General features: G+C 63.0%; 12 protein-coding genes and 1 riboswitch. Of the genes, 7 read left to right on the top strand and 5 right to left on the bottom strand.

All coding sequences use genetic code 11. The features are described 5' to 3' along the window. The first annotated feature begins 25 nt into the window (after nucleotides 1–25). The 5 genes from GJT30_14035 (at nucleotide 26) to GJT30_14015 (ending at nucleotide 6,617) form a co-directional block, all read left to right on the top strand. Nucleotides 26–1,138: a DUF2235 domain-containing protein gene (locus GJT30_14035; GenBank protein ID MSM40731.1), complete on the top strand. Its 1,113-nt coding sequence runs from the start codon at nucleotides 26–28 to the stop codon at nucleotides 1,136–1,138. Nucleotides 1,139–1,469: 331 nt separating this feature from the next. Further along, on the top strand, nucleotides 1,470–2,042 hold the full coding sequence (locus tag GJT30_14030; protein ID MSM40730.1) for a hypothetical protein: 573 nt from the start codon (nucleotides 1,470–1,472) through the stop codon (nucleotides 2,040–2,042). Between the two features lie 144 nt (nucleotides 2,043–2,186). Then, nucleotides 2,187–3,449 (top strand): exonuclease SbcCD subunit D, encoded by a 1,263-nt coding sequence (locus tag GJT30_14025; GenBank protein ID MSM40729.1) that lies wholly within the window; start codon nucleotides 2,187–2,189, stop codon nucleotides 3,447–3,449. A 309-nt stretch (nucleotides 3,450–3,758) separates the two neighbouring features. Next, complete coding sequence (locus GJT30_14020) at nucleotides 3,759–4,133, top strand: GxxExxY protein (GenBank protein MSM40728.1); 375 nt, start codon at nucleotides 3,759–3,761, stop codon at nucleotides 4,131–4,133. A gap of 42 nt (nucleotides 4,134–4,175) precedes the next feature. Further along, nucleotides 4,176–6,617: an AAA family ATPase gene (locus tag GJT30_14015; protein MSM40727.1), complete on the top strand. Its 2,442-nt coding sequence runs from the start codon at nucleotides 4,176–4,178 to the stop codon at nucleotides 6,615–6,617. 158 nt (nucleotides 6,618–6,775) lie between these two features. On the opposite strand, the gene GJT30_14010 is transcribed toward GJT30_14015, so the two are convergent. The 3 genes from GJT30_14010 to GJT30_14000 all read right to left on the bottom strand — a co-directional run bounded on the left by GJT30_14010 (nucleotide 6,776) and on the right by GJT30_14000 (nucleotide 9,620). After that, complete coding sequence (locus GJT30_14010; GenBank protein ID MSM40726.1) at nucleotides 6,776–7,264, bottom strand: adenosine monophosphate-protein transferase; 489 nt, start codon at nucleotides 7,262–7,264, stop codon at nucleotides 6,776–6,778. Between the two features lie 74 nt (nucleotides 7,265–7,338). After that, the gene (locus GJT30_14005) at nucleotides 7,339–8,475 is read right to left on the bottom strand and encodes an aminotransferase class I/II-fold pyridoxal phosphate-dependent enzyme (GenBank protein ID MSM40725.1); all 1,137 of its coding nucleotides are present in this window, start codon (nucleotides 8,473–8,475) and stop codon (nucleotides 7,339–7,341) included. Further along, the gene (locus GJT30_14000) at nucleotides 8,472–9,620 is read right to left on the bottom strand and encodes a methionine biosynthesis PLP-dependent protein (protein ID MSM40724.1); all 1,149 of its coding nucleotides are present in this window, start codon (nucleotides 9,618–9,620) and stop codon (nucleotides 8,472–8,474) included. The genes GJT30_14005 and GJT30_14000 overlap by 4 nt, the downstream gene beginning before the upstream one ends. 70 nt (nucleotides 9,621–9,690) lie before the next feature. Further along, a riboswitch (SAM riboswitch) is annotated at nucleotides 9,691–9,796 on the bottom strand. Between the two features lie 229 nt (nucleotides 9,797–10,025). Between GJT30_14000 and GJT30_13995 the strand changes: the two genes are divergently transcribed. Beyond that, on the top strand, nucleotides 10,026–11,363 hold the full coding sequence (locus tag GJT30_13995; GenBank protein ID MSM40723.1) for a hypothetical protein: 1,338 nt from the start codon (nucleotides 10,026–10,028) through the stop codon (nucleotides 11,361–11,363). A 24-nt stretch (nucleotides 11,364–11,387) separates the two neighbouring features. Here the strand turns inward: GJT30_13995 and GJT30_13990 are convergent, their stop codons facing one another. Beyond that, nucleotides 11,388–12,431 (bottom strand): aminotransferase class V-fold PLP-dependent enzyme, encoded by a 1,044-nt coding sequence (locus tag GJT30_13990; GenBank protein ID MSM40722.1) that lies wholly within the window; start codon nucleotides 12,429–12,431, stop codon nucleotides 11,388–11,390. A 230-nt stretch (nucleotides 12,432–12,661) separates the two neighbouring features. On the opposite strand from GJT30_13990, the gene GJT30_13985 reads away from it, so the two are divergent. Beyond that, nucleotides 12,662–14,179: a DUF4070 domain-containing protein gene (locus GJT30_13985; GenBank protein ID MSM40721.1), complete on the top strand. Its 1,518-nt coding sequence runs from the start codon at nucleotides 12,662–12,664 to the stop codon at nucleotides 14,177–14,179. A gap of 12 nt (nucleotides 14,180–14,191) precedes the next feature. Here the strand turns inward: GJT30_13985 and GJT30_13980 are convergent, their stop codons facing one another. After that, nucleotides 14,192–14,770 (bottom strand): CDP-diacylglycerol--glycerol-3-phosphate 3-phosphatidyltransferase, encoded by a 579-nt coding sequence (locus GJT30_13980; protein MSM40720.1) that lies wholly within the window; start codon nucleotides 14,768–14,770, stop codon nucleotides 14,192–14,194. Nucleotides 14,771–14,817 lie beyond the last annotated feature (47 nt).

The following is a 14,817-nucleotide window of genomic DNA, read 5'->3' as shown; positions in this document are numbered from 1 at the left end:
TCACTCGATACCAAAGGAGGCTCCCATGGCTAAAAACATCATCTTTTGCGCCGATGGCACCTGGAACGACCCGAACCAGGACGAAAACCACGACAACCTGCCAGATCAGACCAATGTCTACAAGCTGTTCCTGGCTCTCCAGGGTGAGCTGGACAGCGGTACCATCCGGAGTGCCGACGAGCAGGAAAAGGCGCTGGGCACGAGCCAGGTGGCCAAGTACATCCACGGCGTGGGCGATTCGAAAAACCCGATCAACAAGCTGTTCGGCGGGGCATTCGGGGCTGGCATAATCTCGCGCATCGTTCGGGGCTATACCTTCATCTCCCGCAACTATCAGCCCGGCGACGCGATCTACATCGTCGGCTTCAGCCGCGGCGCCTACACTGCGCGCGCCCTGGGCGGCCTGATCTGCTCCCAGGGGCTTTTGACCGCGAAGCTCACCAAGGACAAGGAACAAGCCTACCGGTCGGGTGCCGAGGCCTGGTACCGCTACCGGAAGACTCTCTCCCTGAAGACCAACATCTTCTCCCGGATGGCGGAGATCGTCCGCGACCTGCCGGCGTTCCTCTCCTGCGATTCGCTGAAGGATGCGGATTTCGTCCCGGTGGAGAGCATCGCTTCCGTTGCTGTCTGGGATACGGTCGGTGCCATGGGTATCCCGAAATACAGCGGTGGCGCCAACTATGATGCCTTCCAGTTCGCCGACACCAAGCTGAGCGCAAAGGTGAAAATGGGCTACCATGCGGTGTCGCGGGACGAGCAGCGCGAGGTGTTCAGTCCGACCCTCTGGGACAAGGCGGCGAACGTGACGCAGCTTCTCTTTGCTGGAGCCCATGCCGATGTGGGAGGCGGCTATCCGCAGGTCAACAAGGAGAGCGGGCTGTCGGACATCGCCCTCTGCTGGATGATGGAGAACCTCAGGGGCGCGGGGATGCTGGTGAACGACTGCCCGGTGAAACCCGATCCGGCTGGCACGGCCCACAAACCCTGGATTCACGCACCGTGGGACACCCTGGCCTTCCCCCATGGCCCGCGGAAATTCAAGGTGAAAATCGACGAGCACGCCTCGGTGCAACAGCGGCGCGACGCAGCGGCAGTTAAGGCCGATCCGGGGGAAAAGGCTGCAAAGTACGAGTAGCATGCGGGGGAGGAGAGTCCGGGACCGGTCATGCCCTGCCTGCGCCTGTTCACGTTCTGCCCCTGATATCGGACCCCTGACCCAGCTTCCGTGCTATAATTAGTTACCGTCCGGAAAGGGTTCTTTTCCGCCCTGGCGGCGTCAATCTGCGGGATTGCTTGTGCGGCGTACCGATGTACGCCTCCGCGCAATCCCTTGATTCCCTTGCCAGAACGAAAAATTCCTCCTTTCCGATTCGGAAACCAATGGTTTCTCATCCGGAGTTTCCGGATGGAAACTAATGAGGTCATGGAATGGAGCGGAAGCGATTGCTCCATCGAGGGGGTGGATCATGAGATGGTTCGTTCTATCGGCGTTATCGTTACTGCTGCTTGCCGGATGCGCCCATGTCTTCAGCGACCGTGCAGAGAGACTGGTCGACCCGACCATCGACTTTGCCCAGGTGAAACAAAACCCGCAGGGATTCGTCGGCAAGTACGTGAAAGTGGGCGGGATCATCGTCAATACGGAGAACAGCAAAAGCGGTTCGCAGATCGAGGTGCTGCAACTGGGGCTCAGTTATGACGATATCCCCTATGAGGACGAGGGTTCCTATGGTCGCTTCCTGGCAACGACCGGCGACTACCTGGACAGCATGATCTACAAGGCTGGCCGTCGGGTGGCGATCATCGGCGAGGTCACCGGGGTCAAGACGATGCCTTTGGACAAGGTCGACTATACCTATCCGGTCATTGCCATTACGGAGATCCACCTCTGGGAACATGCCGCTCCGTATCCGTATCCGTACCCCTATGCCTATCCGTATGGCGGGCCGTATTTCTACTACGCTGACCCGTTCTTCTACCCCTATGGCTGGTATGGGACGTACTGGTATCCGTACGGTCATCATTTACGGCGCAGATGATCCGCATGGCGGGCCGGCCGGCGCTCGGCCGGCCCCCTGCAGTTTGCTCTGGAAAATCATCCCGTTGTCAGGCACAATCCCCCCGTACCATTACTGTTTTGCAGCACCAGCCGGTCCGCATTTCCCGGCACGACAGGCATACCCATGTCCATCCGCTTCATCCATACCGCCGATATCCACCTGGGCAAGACCTACCGCACCTCCGGGGGGGAGTCAGAGCGCTTTGAAGACTTCTTCCGCATGCTCGCAAGCATCGTGGCCGACGCCATTGCCGAGCGGGTCGACTTTGTCCTGATCGCCGGCGACCTGTTCCACACCGGCCAGATCCTGCCCCGCACCTTTGCCAGGACCATCGAGACCCTGCAGCCGCTGAAGGAGGCCGCTATCCCCTGCATCGCCGTGGAGGGGAACCACGACTGGATTCACCGTCGCGACAGCATCTCGTGGATGGAGGCGCTGTCGCAGATGGGCTACATACGCCTGCTGCGGCCGACGCGCACCGAGAATGGCGGCTACAGCTTCGAGCCGTTCGACCCCGAGGCCGGCATGGGGGGGCGGATCGGGATCAAGGGGCTGAACATCTACGGGCTCGGCTACATCGGCAGCCAGGCGGGGAGCCATGTAGGGCGGATCTGCGAGGCAGCGGCCACGGAAAACAACCTGCTCCTCTTCCATGTGGGGATCTGGACCTATTCGCCGGTGGAGATCGGCAACATGCAGCCGGACGAGGCGCTGCCGCTGGCGGAGAAATTCGGCTACGTGGCGCTGGGGCATGGCCACAAGCCCTACATTGTTGCCACCCCGGACGGACGCCCCTACGCCTTCAACCCCGGCGCGCCGGAGCGGGTCAACTTCGGCGAGGAGCGGTACGACAAGGGGTACTACCTGGTGACGCTGGAGGAGGGGGTCTATCGCCACGAGTTCCGCCCGACTGCGCCCCGGCCGATGTTGTCGGTGACCGTCAACCTGGACGGCGCGGAGCATGCCGAGCAGTCCCTGGAGAGCTTTCGCAGCCAGATAGCCGGGAAACTCCCGCAGACCGGTGACAGGCGCCGGCCGCTGTTGGAGCTACGGCTTGCCGGTCGGGTGGCGTTCCACCCGTTCGAACTGGGGCGGGAGCGGCTCCGGCTGGTCCTGGACGAGCTCTGCAACCCGCTGCATGTGGAGATCAGGAACCACCTCTCCCTGGTGACCCGCAGCAGCGAAGGGGAGGAGGTCAAGCGGAGCCTGGCCGAGATCGAGCGCGATGTCCTGGGGGAGCTGATCAGCGCCAACAGCGTCTACAAGGGGCGGCAGGACGAACTGGTAGGCCTGGCGCTCGCCATCCGCGATACGGTCCTCAAGGGGGAAGTCGACGGCGAGGAACTGCTGGGACTGCTTCAATCGTATTCACCTCGGAGTCACTGACGTTCAGTCCACCACGGAGTCACGGAGACAGGGAGAAAATCTGAAACTGTTGGGGGAGAAGCAAAAGCTTTCAGTCCACCACGAAGACACGAAGGACACGAAGAACAGCATAATCTTTTTGGGTGAGACGATGCTTTCAGTCCACCACGGAGACAGGGAGACAGGGAGACAGGGAGAAAAACAATAACATTTCTGGGTAGAAGCTAAATGCGTTTTATTTTACCACGGAGGAAATCCTGAGTATTGCGGGATGAATCGAAAGAGTTCAGTTTCACCACACGGGATACAGTCGATGGCGTGAGGTAATACATGTTGCTCAATGGGGATGTAACACAGGGAATCATTGCTGCTGCCATGGAAGTTCATCGCTCTCTTGGTCCGGGACTTCTGGAGTCGGCCTACGAAGAGTGTCTCTGTCACGAATTGACTCTCCGTGGGATCGCTTTTTCCAGGCAGGTTACCTTGCCGCTCGAATACAAGGGGGTACAGCTCGATTGCGGTTATCGAATGGATCTGATCGTCAGTGACGTGGTCGTGGTTGAATTGAAATGCATCGAGAAGATCCTCCCGATTCATGAAGCCCAGTTGTTGACATATCTGAGGTTAACCGGATGTAAAACCGGACTCATCATAAATTTTAATACATCACTCCTCAAGGACGGCATCAGGAGACTCGTTTTGTAACTCCGTGTCTCCGTGACTCCGTGGTTCAATGAAGCAGGTGCTATGCAGATTCTCTCCGTACAACTGAAAAACATCAAGTCCCACCGCGAGACCGAGCTTTCCTTTTCTGCCGGGATCAATGTCCTGGCCGGGCCGAACGGGGCGGGGAAGAGCACGGTCTTCGAGGCGATCGGGTATGCCCTGTTCGGGGTGGATGCCAAGGATTTCGTCGGCAATGTGGAGCGCTTCCTCACTATCGGCGCGAAAAAGGGGGAGATCGCCGTGGTCTTCCGGGCCGATGACGGCGAGACCTGGCGGGTGAGCCGCACCGTCGGGGCCGGCGCCAAGTGGCTTCTGGCCAGGGAGATCGGGGGCGGCTTCGAGGTGGAGGACCATGCCCGGCTGGAGGAGACCGAGGCGCGCATTGCCGGGATCCTCGGCCTGGACAACGGCCGGAGGCTGGCGGACCAGTTCAAGCTGGTGATCGGCCCGTTCCAGAACGACTTCCTCGGCCCGTTCGTCATCAGGCAGCCGACCAGGCGGCAGGAGGCCTTTGACGAGATCCTCGGCATCGATGCCTGGCGCAAGACCTACAAGGGGACCAGCAGCATGCTGTCGGCGATCCAGGAGCGGGTGAACGTCCTGCAGGCCGAGATCCGCGGCAAGCAGGAACAGTTGGCGGTGCTGCCGGCCCGCGAGACGGAGCTGGCAGCGATCAGGGTCGACCTGGCCGGCAAGGGGGAGCTGCTGCAGGGGAAAGAGACGACCCTCGCGGCCCTGAACCTGCGGCTAGGCGAGCTGGACCAGCAGGAGAAGGCGATCACGGCGCTTTCCACCGAGATCCAGGTGGTGCAGGGGCGCCTGACCGAGGGGGGGAGCAAGATCGCTGTCCAGCAACAGCGGGTGGAGGAGTCGGAGAAGGCGCTTACGACCATGGAGGCTGCCAGGGGGGGCAAGGAGGCCTTTGATCGGGCTGAGGAAGGGCTGCGGGAGCTGCGCCAGCGGGAACTGCAGCGTCGGACCCTGGAGCAGGAGATCGCCGGCCTGGAGAAGGAGGCTGCCCGCCTGACCCAGGCAGTGGGGCATGAACGGGCAGAGATCGGGACGGTTGCCGCCCAGTTGGCAGCGGAGGAGGCCCGGCTGGCTGCAGCGCGCCAGGAAGCCCGGCCCGATTCGGAGCTGGCAGGGACCGCTGCCCGGCTTCCCGGCCTGCGCCAGCTGCTGGAGCAGCAGCGTGCTGCCCGCTCCCTGCTGGAGGGGCGCCGCGAAAGCCTGCTGGAGGGGAAGGAGAAGCTGGCCGAGGGGATCTGCCCCTTTTTTCAGGAGGAGTGCCGCCACCTTGCGGGAAGCGCGCCGCGCGATCTCTTTACGGCCCGGACCGCCGACCTGGAGCGCCAGATGCAGGAACTGGACGGCCGGATCGAAGAGCTGGCCCGGATGGTGAAAGAGACGGAAAATACGGAGCAGGAGCTGAAGGCGCGGACCGTCCGGCTGCAGGAGCTGGACAAGCAGGCCGGATCGCTGGCGGAGCGGCGACAGCAGCACCAGGTGCGGGCAGACGGCCTCGAAGCGCTGGCCCTGAGCCAGGCTGCGGCAAGTGCCGCGGCCGAGGCCCGCAAGGCCGATCTGCAGGCGTTTGCCGACCTGGACGGCCGGATCGAGCGGACCGAACAGGAGCGGCTGCAGCACCAGGCAGCCAGGGACGCCTACAATGCCGCCCAGAAAGACGCCCTCGACCTTGCCGAGCGGACCCGGATGCTGGAGCGGATGCGGAATCTGCTGGAGGAGCTGAAACAGCAGGCAATAACGAAACAGACGGAGCTTTCGCGGCTGCAGGAGACCTACCAGCCTGCCATGCACCAGCAGGTGCGCACGGAACGGGAAGAGCTGGTAGCAGGGATCGCGACCCTGCGACAGCAGATCGCCGGCCTGGACAAGGACCGCGCCCGCCTGGAGGGCGAGATTGCCCAGCTGCAGCGGATCAAGCGGGAGATCGACGGAAAGCTGGCCGAGGTGGGGGAGTTTGCGGAAAAGGAAAAGCTGGTCAGGTTCCTGCGCAACCAGGTGTTCAAGAATGTTTCCAGCCAGCTCTCCGAGCGGTTTCGCGAGGAGATCGGCCTGCGCGCCGACCGGATCTACCGGACCATTGCCGAGGCGGACGAGGAGCTCGCCTGGGGGGAAAACTACCAGATCACCCTGCGGGACCTGCAGGATGGCGTGGTCCGCGAGCGCAACGACGACCAGCTCTCGGGCGGCCAGCTGATGAGCGCCGTGGTTGCCCTGCGGCTGGCGCTGTTGCAGACCATCGGCGCCCGCATCGCCTTTTTCGACGAACCGACCTCCAACCTGGACGCCTCCCGCCGGGAGAACCTGGCCCATGCCTTCCGCGCCATCGACGTGGGGCGGGAAGAGGTGACCGAGCACTGGTACGACCAGCTCTTCCTCGTCAGCCACGACGTGGCGTTCTCCGAGATCACCGACCAGATGATCCTGCTGGGGGAGTAGCGTCCCGCGGTTGGCTCCAAAAAAGCATTGAACCGCAGATGAACGCGGATACACGCAGATACATCAAAGGCAAAAGCGGAATTTAACTTCACAGCCTTCGGTTAAAAGGGCTGTTTTTATCCGTAGTTATCTGCGGTTAATTGCCGTTATTCCCGCTTTCAGCGTTTGTAGCCGAAGGTGCGCAGGAGGGCGTGGCGACTCTGCCGGTCCGCGTCGCTCTCCATCCCCTTGGGTGAGGAGCCGTCGATCACCCCCATGATGCCGCGACCCTGGTCGGTGCAGGCCACGACCACCTGCAGCGGGTTGGCGGTGGCGCAGTAGATCCGGCAGACCTCGGGGCAGTTCTTGATCTGGTTGAGGACGGCGATGGGGAAGGCGTCTTTCAGCAGGATGCAGAAGATGTGGCCGGCGGCGATGGCAGCCAGGTTGGCGGCACAGATCGCGGTCAGCTCAGGGTCGTTCCCCTCGGTCCGGATCAGGCAGGGACCCGAGGCCTCGTTGAAGGCGATGCCGAAACGGGCGTTCGGGATGGCGGCGGCGAGGATCTCGTACAGGTCCTCCACGGTCTTGATGAAGTGGGTCTGGCCGAGGATGATGTTGGCCCCTTCGGGGATTTCCACCGGAACGGTCTGCATGTGGAGATGCATGGTCCCTCCTTTACGCTGCTTGCATGGGATCTCTGTTCAGAGCATAGCCGAATTCGGGCGCGGCGCAAGCCGGTCTAGTCGCAGAGAATCCGCGCCAGGTCGGCCATCAGGTCGTCCGGGTCTTCCAACCCCACGGAGAGGCGCACCAGGGTGTCGCTGATCCCCCGCGTTGCCCGTTCCGCCGGCGGCATGGCCGCATGGGACATCTTCGCCGGATAGGAGAGGATGCTCTCCACCCCCCCCAGGCTGACGGCAAAGGCGGCCAGCTCCACCCCCTCCAGCAGTTTCCTCGTCAGTTCCAGGTCTGTAAGTTCGAAGGAGAGGACCGCGCCGGGGCCGTCTGCCTGCCCCTGGTGGACGGTATGGCCGGGATGGCCCGAAAGGCCGGGGAAATAGACCCTGCTCACCTGGGGAAGCGTGTCCAGCCAGGCGGCGATCCGCACGGCGGACGCCTGGCTCTCTTCCAACCTGATTTTCAAGGTCTTTAAGCCCCGCAGCACCAGCCAGCAGTCCTGGGGGCCGAGGATGGCGCCGAAACCGTTCTGGATGAAGCCGATCCGCTTCCCCAGCTCGGCATCGGCCACCACGGCGAAGCCGCAGACCACGTCGCTGTGGCCATTCAGGAACTTGGTGCCGCTGTGCAGGACGATGTCGCAGCCGAGCTCCAGCGGACGCTGCAGGTAGGGGGTCATGAAGGTGTTGTCGACGATGGTGAGGAGGCTATGCTCCTTGGCGATGGCCGCGGCGGCCCGCAGGTCGGTGATCTTCAGGAGCGGGTTGGACGGGGTCTCCAGGTAGAGCGCCTTGGTGGCCGGGGTGATGGCGGCAACGATGGCATCCGGATCGGTGGCGTCGACAAAGGTGACGGAGAGCCCCCACTGGCTGAAGAGCCGGGTCAGGATGCGGAAGGTGCCGCCGTAGACGTCCTCGCAGACCACCAGGTGGTCGCCGGGGGCGAACAGGAGGAAGGTAGAGGAGATGGCGGCCATGCCCGAGGCAAAGGCAAAGCCGCGGCTCCCCCCCTCCAGGCGGGCGATTGCCTCCTCCAGGGCCTCGCGGGTCGGGTTGCCGGAGCGGGCATAGTCGTACCTGCCGAAGTGGTCGACCGACTTCTGGGCAAAGGTGGAGGTCTGGTGGATCGGGATGCTGAGAGCCCCGGTGGCCGGGTCGATGGCGTGGCTGCCGTGGATGAGCTGGGTGGCGAATTTCATGGCTGTTCCTCCTGGCTGAATGCCCGGTCAAGGTCGTCGATCAGGTCGCCGGCATCCTCGATCCCCACGGAGAGGCGCAGCAGGACGCTGTTGATGCCGAGCCGGGCACGGGTTTCCGGTTCGATGTCGGCGTGGGTCTGCACCTCGGGGAAGGTGATCAGGGTCTCCACCCCCCCCAGGCTCTCGGCAAAGGATATCAGGTTCGTCTTCAGGAGCAAGCGCTCGACCAGGGCCGGGTCGCTCACCTCGAAGGAGACCATGGCGCCGAAGCCCTTGCCCTGGCGCTGCAGTAGCTCGTGGCCGGGATGGTCCTCCAGGCCGGGATAGTAGACCTTTCGCACCAGAGGGTGATGGCGGAGCCAGCGGGCAATGGCCAGGGCGTTCTCCTGCTGGCGGTCGAGCCTGACCGACAGCGTCTTCATGCCGCGGATGGTCAGCCAGGAGTCCTGGGGACCGAGCACGGCACCGGCGGCATTCTGGTGGAACGAGACCCGCTCGGCCAGTTCGGGCTCCTTCACCGTTACCAGGCCGCAGATCGTGTCGTTGTGGCCGGCCAGGTACTTGGAGCCGCTGTAGACGGCGATGTCCGCCCCGAGATCGAGCGGCCGGAGCAGGTAGGGGGTGAGGAAGGTGTTGTCGACGATGCAGAGCGCTCCCCGATCCTTGCAGATGGCGGAGAGCCGGCCGATGTCCGCCACCTTGAGCAGCGGGTTGGTGAGGGATTCCACGAACAGGGCGCGGGTGGTGGGGCGCCAGGCCCGCAGGACCGCCGCTTCGTCGCTGGTGTCTAAGTAGGTGAACTCCAGCCCGTACTGGTTGAAGATCTTCTCGAAGAGGCGGTAGGTGCCGCCGTAGAGGTCTTCGGTCACCACCAGGTGGTCCCCCTGCCGGAAGAGCAGGAGCAGGCTGGCGATGGCGGCCATGCCCGAGGCGTAGGCGAAGCCGCGGCAGCCGTTGTCCAGGCGGGCGATCCCCTGTTCCAGTGCCTGGCGGGTCGGGTTGCCCGAGCGGCTGTAGTCGTAGCCGGTGCTCTGCCCCAGGCCGGGGTGGCGGAAGGTGGCGGTCTGGTAGATCGGGACGGTGACCGCGCCGGTGCGGCTGTCCCAGTCGAGTCCGATCTGTGCTGCTTCTGTTGCGATCTGCATGGTGCTACCTCCAATTAAAAAAGTCCCCTTCCGGGGTGCGGAAGGGGACTTTACATTGAAGGTCCGCGCTCCCTTATCTCCCGGAACCGTTCGGTTCCGCAGGAATTGGCACCTTTCCCTTGCGGGTGGTTGCCGCGACGTCACAGGGCCTGTCCCTCGGTCGCTCTCGATAAGAAATCGTCTGCTATTCGATTGTGGGTGACGGTCGCCGGATGGCGCGCATCACATGTATTAATCTTTACCGTATCGGTAGGGTAAATGTCAACCGGATTTTCCGGGGGGTTGCCATGCCGGTGGCGAGAAACTGCTTGCCAGGCAGTCTGAATTGATTACACTCTTCTCGTGGAGCGCAACCTCTGGCGCTTCGTGCACAGTCTGCTGCCGAAAAACGACAAGGAGTCCTGCGTGATAAACCCCGACAGGCCGAATACCGGCGTGAGCGATACCCTCCTGAGCGAGAAGATGATCATCTGCTGCGGCGAGGACACAACGGAGCTGCTCTGGGCGCTGCGCAGCGTCTGCGCCCGCGCGGAGACGGCATACCACGAATACCGCTGTTACCGGTTCTGGAAATTCGAGGAGTTCACCCTGGTCTGGTCCGGCATCGGCACCGGCTGCATTGAGCCGCTTTTGTTCGAGCTGATCGACGGTTTTCCCCTCAGGCAGGTGGTCCTGATCGGGACCTGCGGCGCCATACCGGGGCGCGGGGTCAGGCCGGGGGAGGTCTTCCTGGTGGACAAGGCCTATCTGGGGGGCGCGGCGATCCGCTTGCCCGAGAGCGCGTTCCCGCTTTCCTGCCGCTTTGGCGAAGAGAGGCTGGCCGGGCTCGGCCTGGAGCGAAAGACCGCCATCTCCACCGACTTCTACTACGGCTTTGCCGTCGATCCGGGTGCCCGTGTCAAGCGGCTGCAGGGGCAGGATCTCTCCCTTGCGGGGGACCTCGCCATCTATTGGGACAAGGCCGATCTGGTGGAGATGGAGATCGGGCAGTTCTACTATCTCTGCAGCGTCTTTGACAGCGACCAGCTGGAATACGTCGCCATCAAGGGGGCTGCCAACGCCACAGATGCCATTGCGGAGCAGACGGTCTATTCCCGCCGGGTCTTGCAGAGGTCGCTTGCGAGCGCGCTGCAGCTCCTGGGGGTAGAGGAGCGGTTCGAACCGCCGGCTGCGGTCAGCGGGGGAGGGGGAGAGTCGGCCGGGGATATGACCAAGCTGACCGAGGAGATCAAGCTCTACTGGACCATCCAGCTGGCGGTCTGCGCGGTTCTCGGTTACCTGGGGTCGAACCTGGACTTTTCCCTGGCCGGGGGGGCCAAGGCCATGAAGAACTTCGTGGTCAGCCTGATCGCGTTCATCCCGATCACCATCGGCTCGATCTACAACCTGGTGGGGAACTACTACATCCGGATGTGCGGTTACACCATCGAAGGGGCCGAACAGGAGGACATCCTCAGCCCGGCCCTGGCCATCGCCTACCTGATCGTCTCCGGCATGATGTGGGCTGTGATCTGCCATTCGTTCATCAACTACTTCTGGCCGGGTCAGGTCAAGAACTGGATGAGCCTTACTCTCGGCCTCTCGGTCGGCATTCTCATCAACCTAGTCTGCAGCAGGTTAGTCATTTATGAGTTGTGCACGCGGGAAAAGCATCTTCCGTATGCCCAGCGTAAATATGCCGGAAAATATTCTGAAAAGCTTCGCCATCTCTACAGGTGTGCCTGCCCGGAAAAGAAGCGGTGATCTCTTCGGGGCGGGCTGTCTCCGTTACCCCGCCAGTCCCCTGATATCGGCCACCAGCGCCGCCACGTCCTCTTCGGTGGTTTCCCACGAGCACATGAAGCGCGCTCCGCCCGAGCCGATGAAGGTGTAGAAGTGCCAGCCCTTGGCGCGAAGCTCCGTTACCACCCGTTCGGGCATCTCCAGGAAGACCGAGTTGGTCTGGCCGGGGAACATCACCCTGATGCCGGGGAGGCCGGCGATCCCCTGTTCCAGCAGGCGGGCGCAGCGGTTGGCATGGGCGGCGTTTCTGAGCCAGGCGCCGCTCTCCAGCATGCCGATCCAGGGGGCGGCGAGAAAGCGCATCTTGGAGGCGAGCTGGCCGGCCTGCTTACAGCGGTAGTCGAACTCCGCGGCCAGTTCCCGGTTGAAGAAGATGACCGCCTCGCCGAGCGCCATGCCGTTCTTGGCGCCGCCGAAACAGAGCACGTCCACCCCGGCCTGCCAGCTGATCTCCCTGGGGTGGACCCCCAGGGTGGCGACGGCGTTGGCAAAGCGGGCGCCGTCCATGTGGACCCGGAGCGACAGCCTCCTGGCCAGTTCCCCCACCTTTTGCAGTTCGTCCACCGAGTAGACGGTGCCGAGCTCCGTGGCCTGGGTGATGCTCAGGACCCGCGGCTTGGGGTAGTGGATGTCGGTGCGCCGCTTGACGGTGTGCTCCACCGCGTCCAGGTCAACCTTGCCCCCGGCGCCGGGGACCAGCAGGACCTTGGTGCCGTTGGAAAAGAACTCGGACGCCCCGCACTCGTCGGTCTCCACGTGAGCCATCTCGTGGCAGATGATGCTGTTGTAGGAGTGGCAGAGGGAGGCCAGGGCCAGGGAGTTGGCCGCGGTGCCGTTGAAGACGAAAAAGACCTCGCAGTCGGTCTCGAACAGGTCGCGGATCAGCCTGCAGGCCCGTTCCGTCCAGGGGTCGTCGCCATAGGAGGTGGCATAGCCCTGGTTGGCGGCGGCCATCGCCTCCCATGCCTCGGCGCAGATCCCTGCATAGTTGTCGCTGGCAAACTGGTTGCGGATCAAAGGGGTTTCCATGTCGGGCCTTTCATTGTTCTCGCTGGATTCGATGCTTGTTCGTGAATGTTTCCCGTTTAAATTAAACAGATTGGCGCCATTGGTCAAGACGGATTCAGCTGAAAAGCGTCCATACCGCAGCGATGTTGTTCAGTTCCCGCCATTTTTACATTTGTTTTACCTGACATGAACGGTAGCGGGGATACAATGGAAAAGTACCGAATCTGACTATCCGGTACAGGAGGTTTCCCATGAATGTCCTCCTCGTCTACCCCCGTTACCCCGATACCTTCTGGAGTTTCCGCCACGCCCTCAGGTTCCTCGACAAGAGTGCCGCCTTCCCACCGCTGGGGCTGTTGACCGTTGCGGCCCTCTTCCCTGCCGGATGGCCTGCCCGCCTGGTTGACCTGAACGTCCGCCTCCTTGCCGACGACGATATCCTTTGGGCCGACCTGGTCATGGTCAGCGCCATGACCATCCAGCAGGAGTCGGCCCGGCAGGTGCTCGACCGTTGCCGGCAGCTGGGGGTACGCGCCGTTGCCGGTGGTCCCCTCTTTACCACGGCTCCTGCCGATTTCCCCGAGGCGGACCACCTGGTGCTGGGGGAGGCCGAACTCTCCCTTGCCCCGTTCCTGGCCGATCTGCAGGCCGGTGTCGCCCGTCGCCTCTACGCTGCAAAGGGATGGGCCGAGCTGAAGGAGACGCCCGTTCCCCGCTGGGACCTGATCGATCCGCGCGACTATGCCGCCATGAATATCCAATATTCCCGCGGCTGCCCCTTTGACTGCGAGTTCTGCGACATCACCCAGCTGTTCGGCCGCGTCCCGCGCACCAAGACGCGGCAGCAGCTGCTTGACGAGCTGGAGGCCCTCTACCGGCGGGGATGGCGCGGAGGGGTCTTCTTTGTCGACGACAATTTCATCGGCGACCGGCAGAAACTGAAGCAGGAGACCCTGCCAGCCCTGATCGCCTGGATGGAGGAGCGGCGGCAGCCGTTCTCCTTCTTTACCGAGGCCTCCATCAACCTGGCCGACGACGCCGAGCTGTTGGAGCTGATGGTGCGGGCCGGTTTCGAGGAGGTCTTCATCGGGATCGAGACCCCCCATGACGAGGGGCTGGCCGAGACGGGCAAGGCCCAGAACCGGAACCGCGACCTGATCGCCAGCATCCGCCGGATCCAGCGGGCCGGACTGCAGGTGCAGGGCGGTTTCATCGTCGGTTTCGACAGCGATCCCCCGTCCATCTTCGAGCGGCAGATCAGGTTCATCCAGGAGAGCGGCATCGTCACCGCCATGGTCGGCATGCTCACCGCCCTGCGGGGCACCCGGCTCCATCGCCGCCTGGCCGAGGAAGGGCGGCTTCTCCACGATGCCTCGGGGAACAATACCGCCATCGCCCTCAACTTCGTCCCGCGCATGCGGGTGGATGACCTGGTCGACGGCTACCGGACGATCCTCAGCACCATCTATGCCCCCAAGAACTACTACCGTCGGCTGCGCACCTTTCTGAGTGAATACCGCCCCCTCAAGCGGGAGCGGCACAGTCTGAAGGCGAGCCAGGTCCGGGCGCTGATCGCCTCCATGGTGATGCTCGGTCTGGTGGGGCGGGAGCGGTTCCAGTACTGGAAGCTCTTTTTCTGGTCCCTTGTCCGGCGGCCGCGGCTCTTCCCCCTGGCCATCACCCTGGCCATCTATGGCTTCCATTTCCGCAAGATCACCGAACAGATCGAGTGCACCGGTATGTTCGAGAAGAACAGCTGCCTGGAATAAACTACTGTACTCTCAGAGCCGCTGTGCCCGCCGTCCCCAGATGACCACGTAGTGAAGCCCGGAAAAGAGGGTGGTGCTGAAGGTGAAGCTGAAGAAGAGTGGCAGCCAGGGGATGATGGCGGTCACTCCGGCGTGGGCGCCGATGACCAGGTAGAGGAGGCTGATCTGGCAGAAGGTGTTGGCCTTGCTCAGCCAGCTCGGATCGATCTCCAGGCAGCCGGCCTTCCGGTACCAGGCAGCGGCGCCGCAGAGGATGACCAGGTCGCGTAGGACCACGGCCGCGGCCAGCCACCAGGGGACCAGCCCTGTTCCGGCAAGGACGAGAAACGTGGCAACGACGAGGGTCTTGTCGGCCAGCGGGTCGAGGATTGCCCCGAGGTGGGTCAGCTGGTTGAAGCGACGGGCAATGAAGCCGTCCAGGGCGTCGGTGACCCCGGCGCCGAGCAGGAGCCACATGGCTGCCTGATAACGGTCGCGCAGGATCAGGAGAATGATGACCGGCACCAGCAGGATGCGGAGGATCGTAAGCAGATTCGGGATGTTCACCGAAGAGACTCCTCTCCAGGAGGCAGTCGCTCCTGCTACAAGGATAGCTGTGCAGGGGGATAAGTCAAACCCTTGTGCTGCGCAGGCCGCCC

Source organism: Geobacter sp., from assembly GCA_009684525.1.
GTDB lineage: Bacteria > Desulfobacterota > Desulfuromonadia > Geobacterales > DSM-12255 > Geoanaerobacter.
Note: the sequence above shows the minus strand (reverse complement) of the source record. Positions and strands in the feature narration are given on the sequence as shown.

Excerpts from the sequence above, each read along its gene's own strand:
- GJT30_14035 (MSM40731.1), top strand. The coding sequence starts at position 26 with ATGGCTAAAAACATCATCTTTTGCGCCGATGGCACCTGGAACGACCCG.
- GJT30_14030 (MSM40730.1), top strand. The coding sequence starts at position 1,470 with ATGAGATGGTTCGTTCTATCGGCGTTATCGTTACTGCTGCTTGCCGGA.
- GJT30_14025 (MSM40729.1), top strand. The coding sequence starts at position 2,187 with ATGTCCATCCGCTTCATCCATACCGCCGATATCCACCTGGGCAAGACC.
- GJT30_14020 (MSM40728.1), top strand. The coding sequence starts at position 3,759 with ATGTTGCTCAATGGGGATGTAACACAGGGAATCATTGCTGCTGCCATG.
- GJT30_14015 (MSM40727.1), top strand. The coding sequence starts at position 4,176 with ATGCAGATTCTCTCCGTACAACTGAAAAACATCAAGTCCCACCGCGAG.
- GJT30_14010 (MSM40726.1), bottom strand. The coding sequence starts at position 7,264 with ATGCATCTCCACATGCAGACCGTTCCGGTGGAAATCCCCGAAGGGGCC.
- GJT30_14005 (MSM40725.1), bottom strand. The coding sequence starts at position 8,475 with ATGAAATTCGCCACCCAGCTCATCCACGGCAGCCACGCCATCGACCCG.
- GJT30_14000 (MSM40724.1), bottom strand. The coding sequence starts at position 9,620 with ATGCAGATCGCAACAGAAGCAGCACAGATCGGACTCGACTGGGACAGC.
- GJT30_13990 (MSM40722.1), bottom strand. The coding sequence starts at position 12,431 with ATGGAAACCCCTTTGATCCGCAACCAGTTTGCCAGCGACAACTATGCA.
- GJT30_13985 (MSM40721.1), top strand. The coding sequence starts at position 12,662 with ATGAATGTCCTCCTCGTCTACCCCCGTTACCCCGATACCTTCTGGAGT.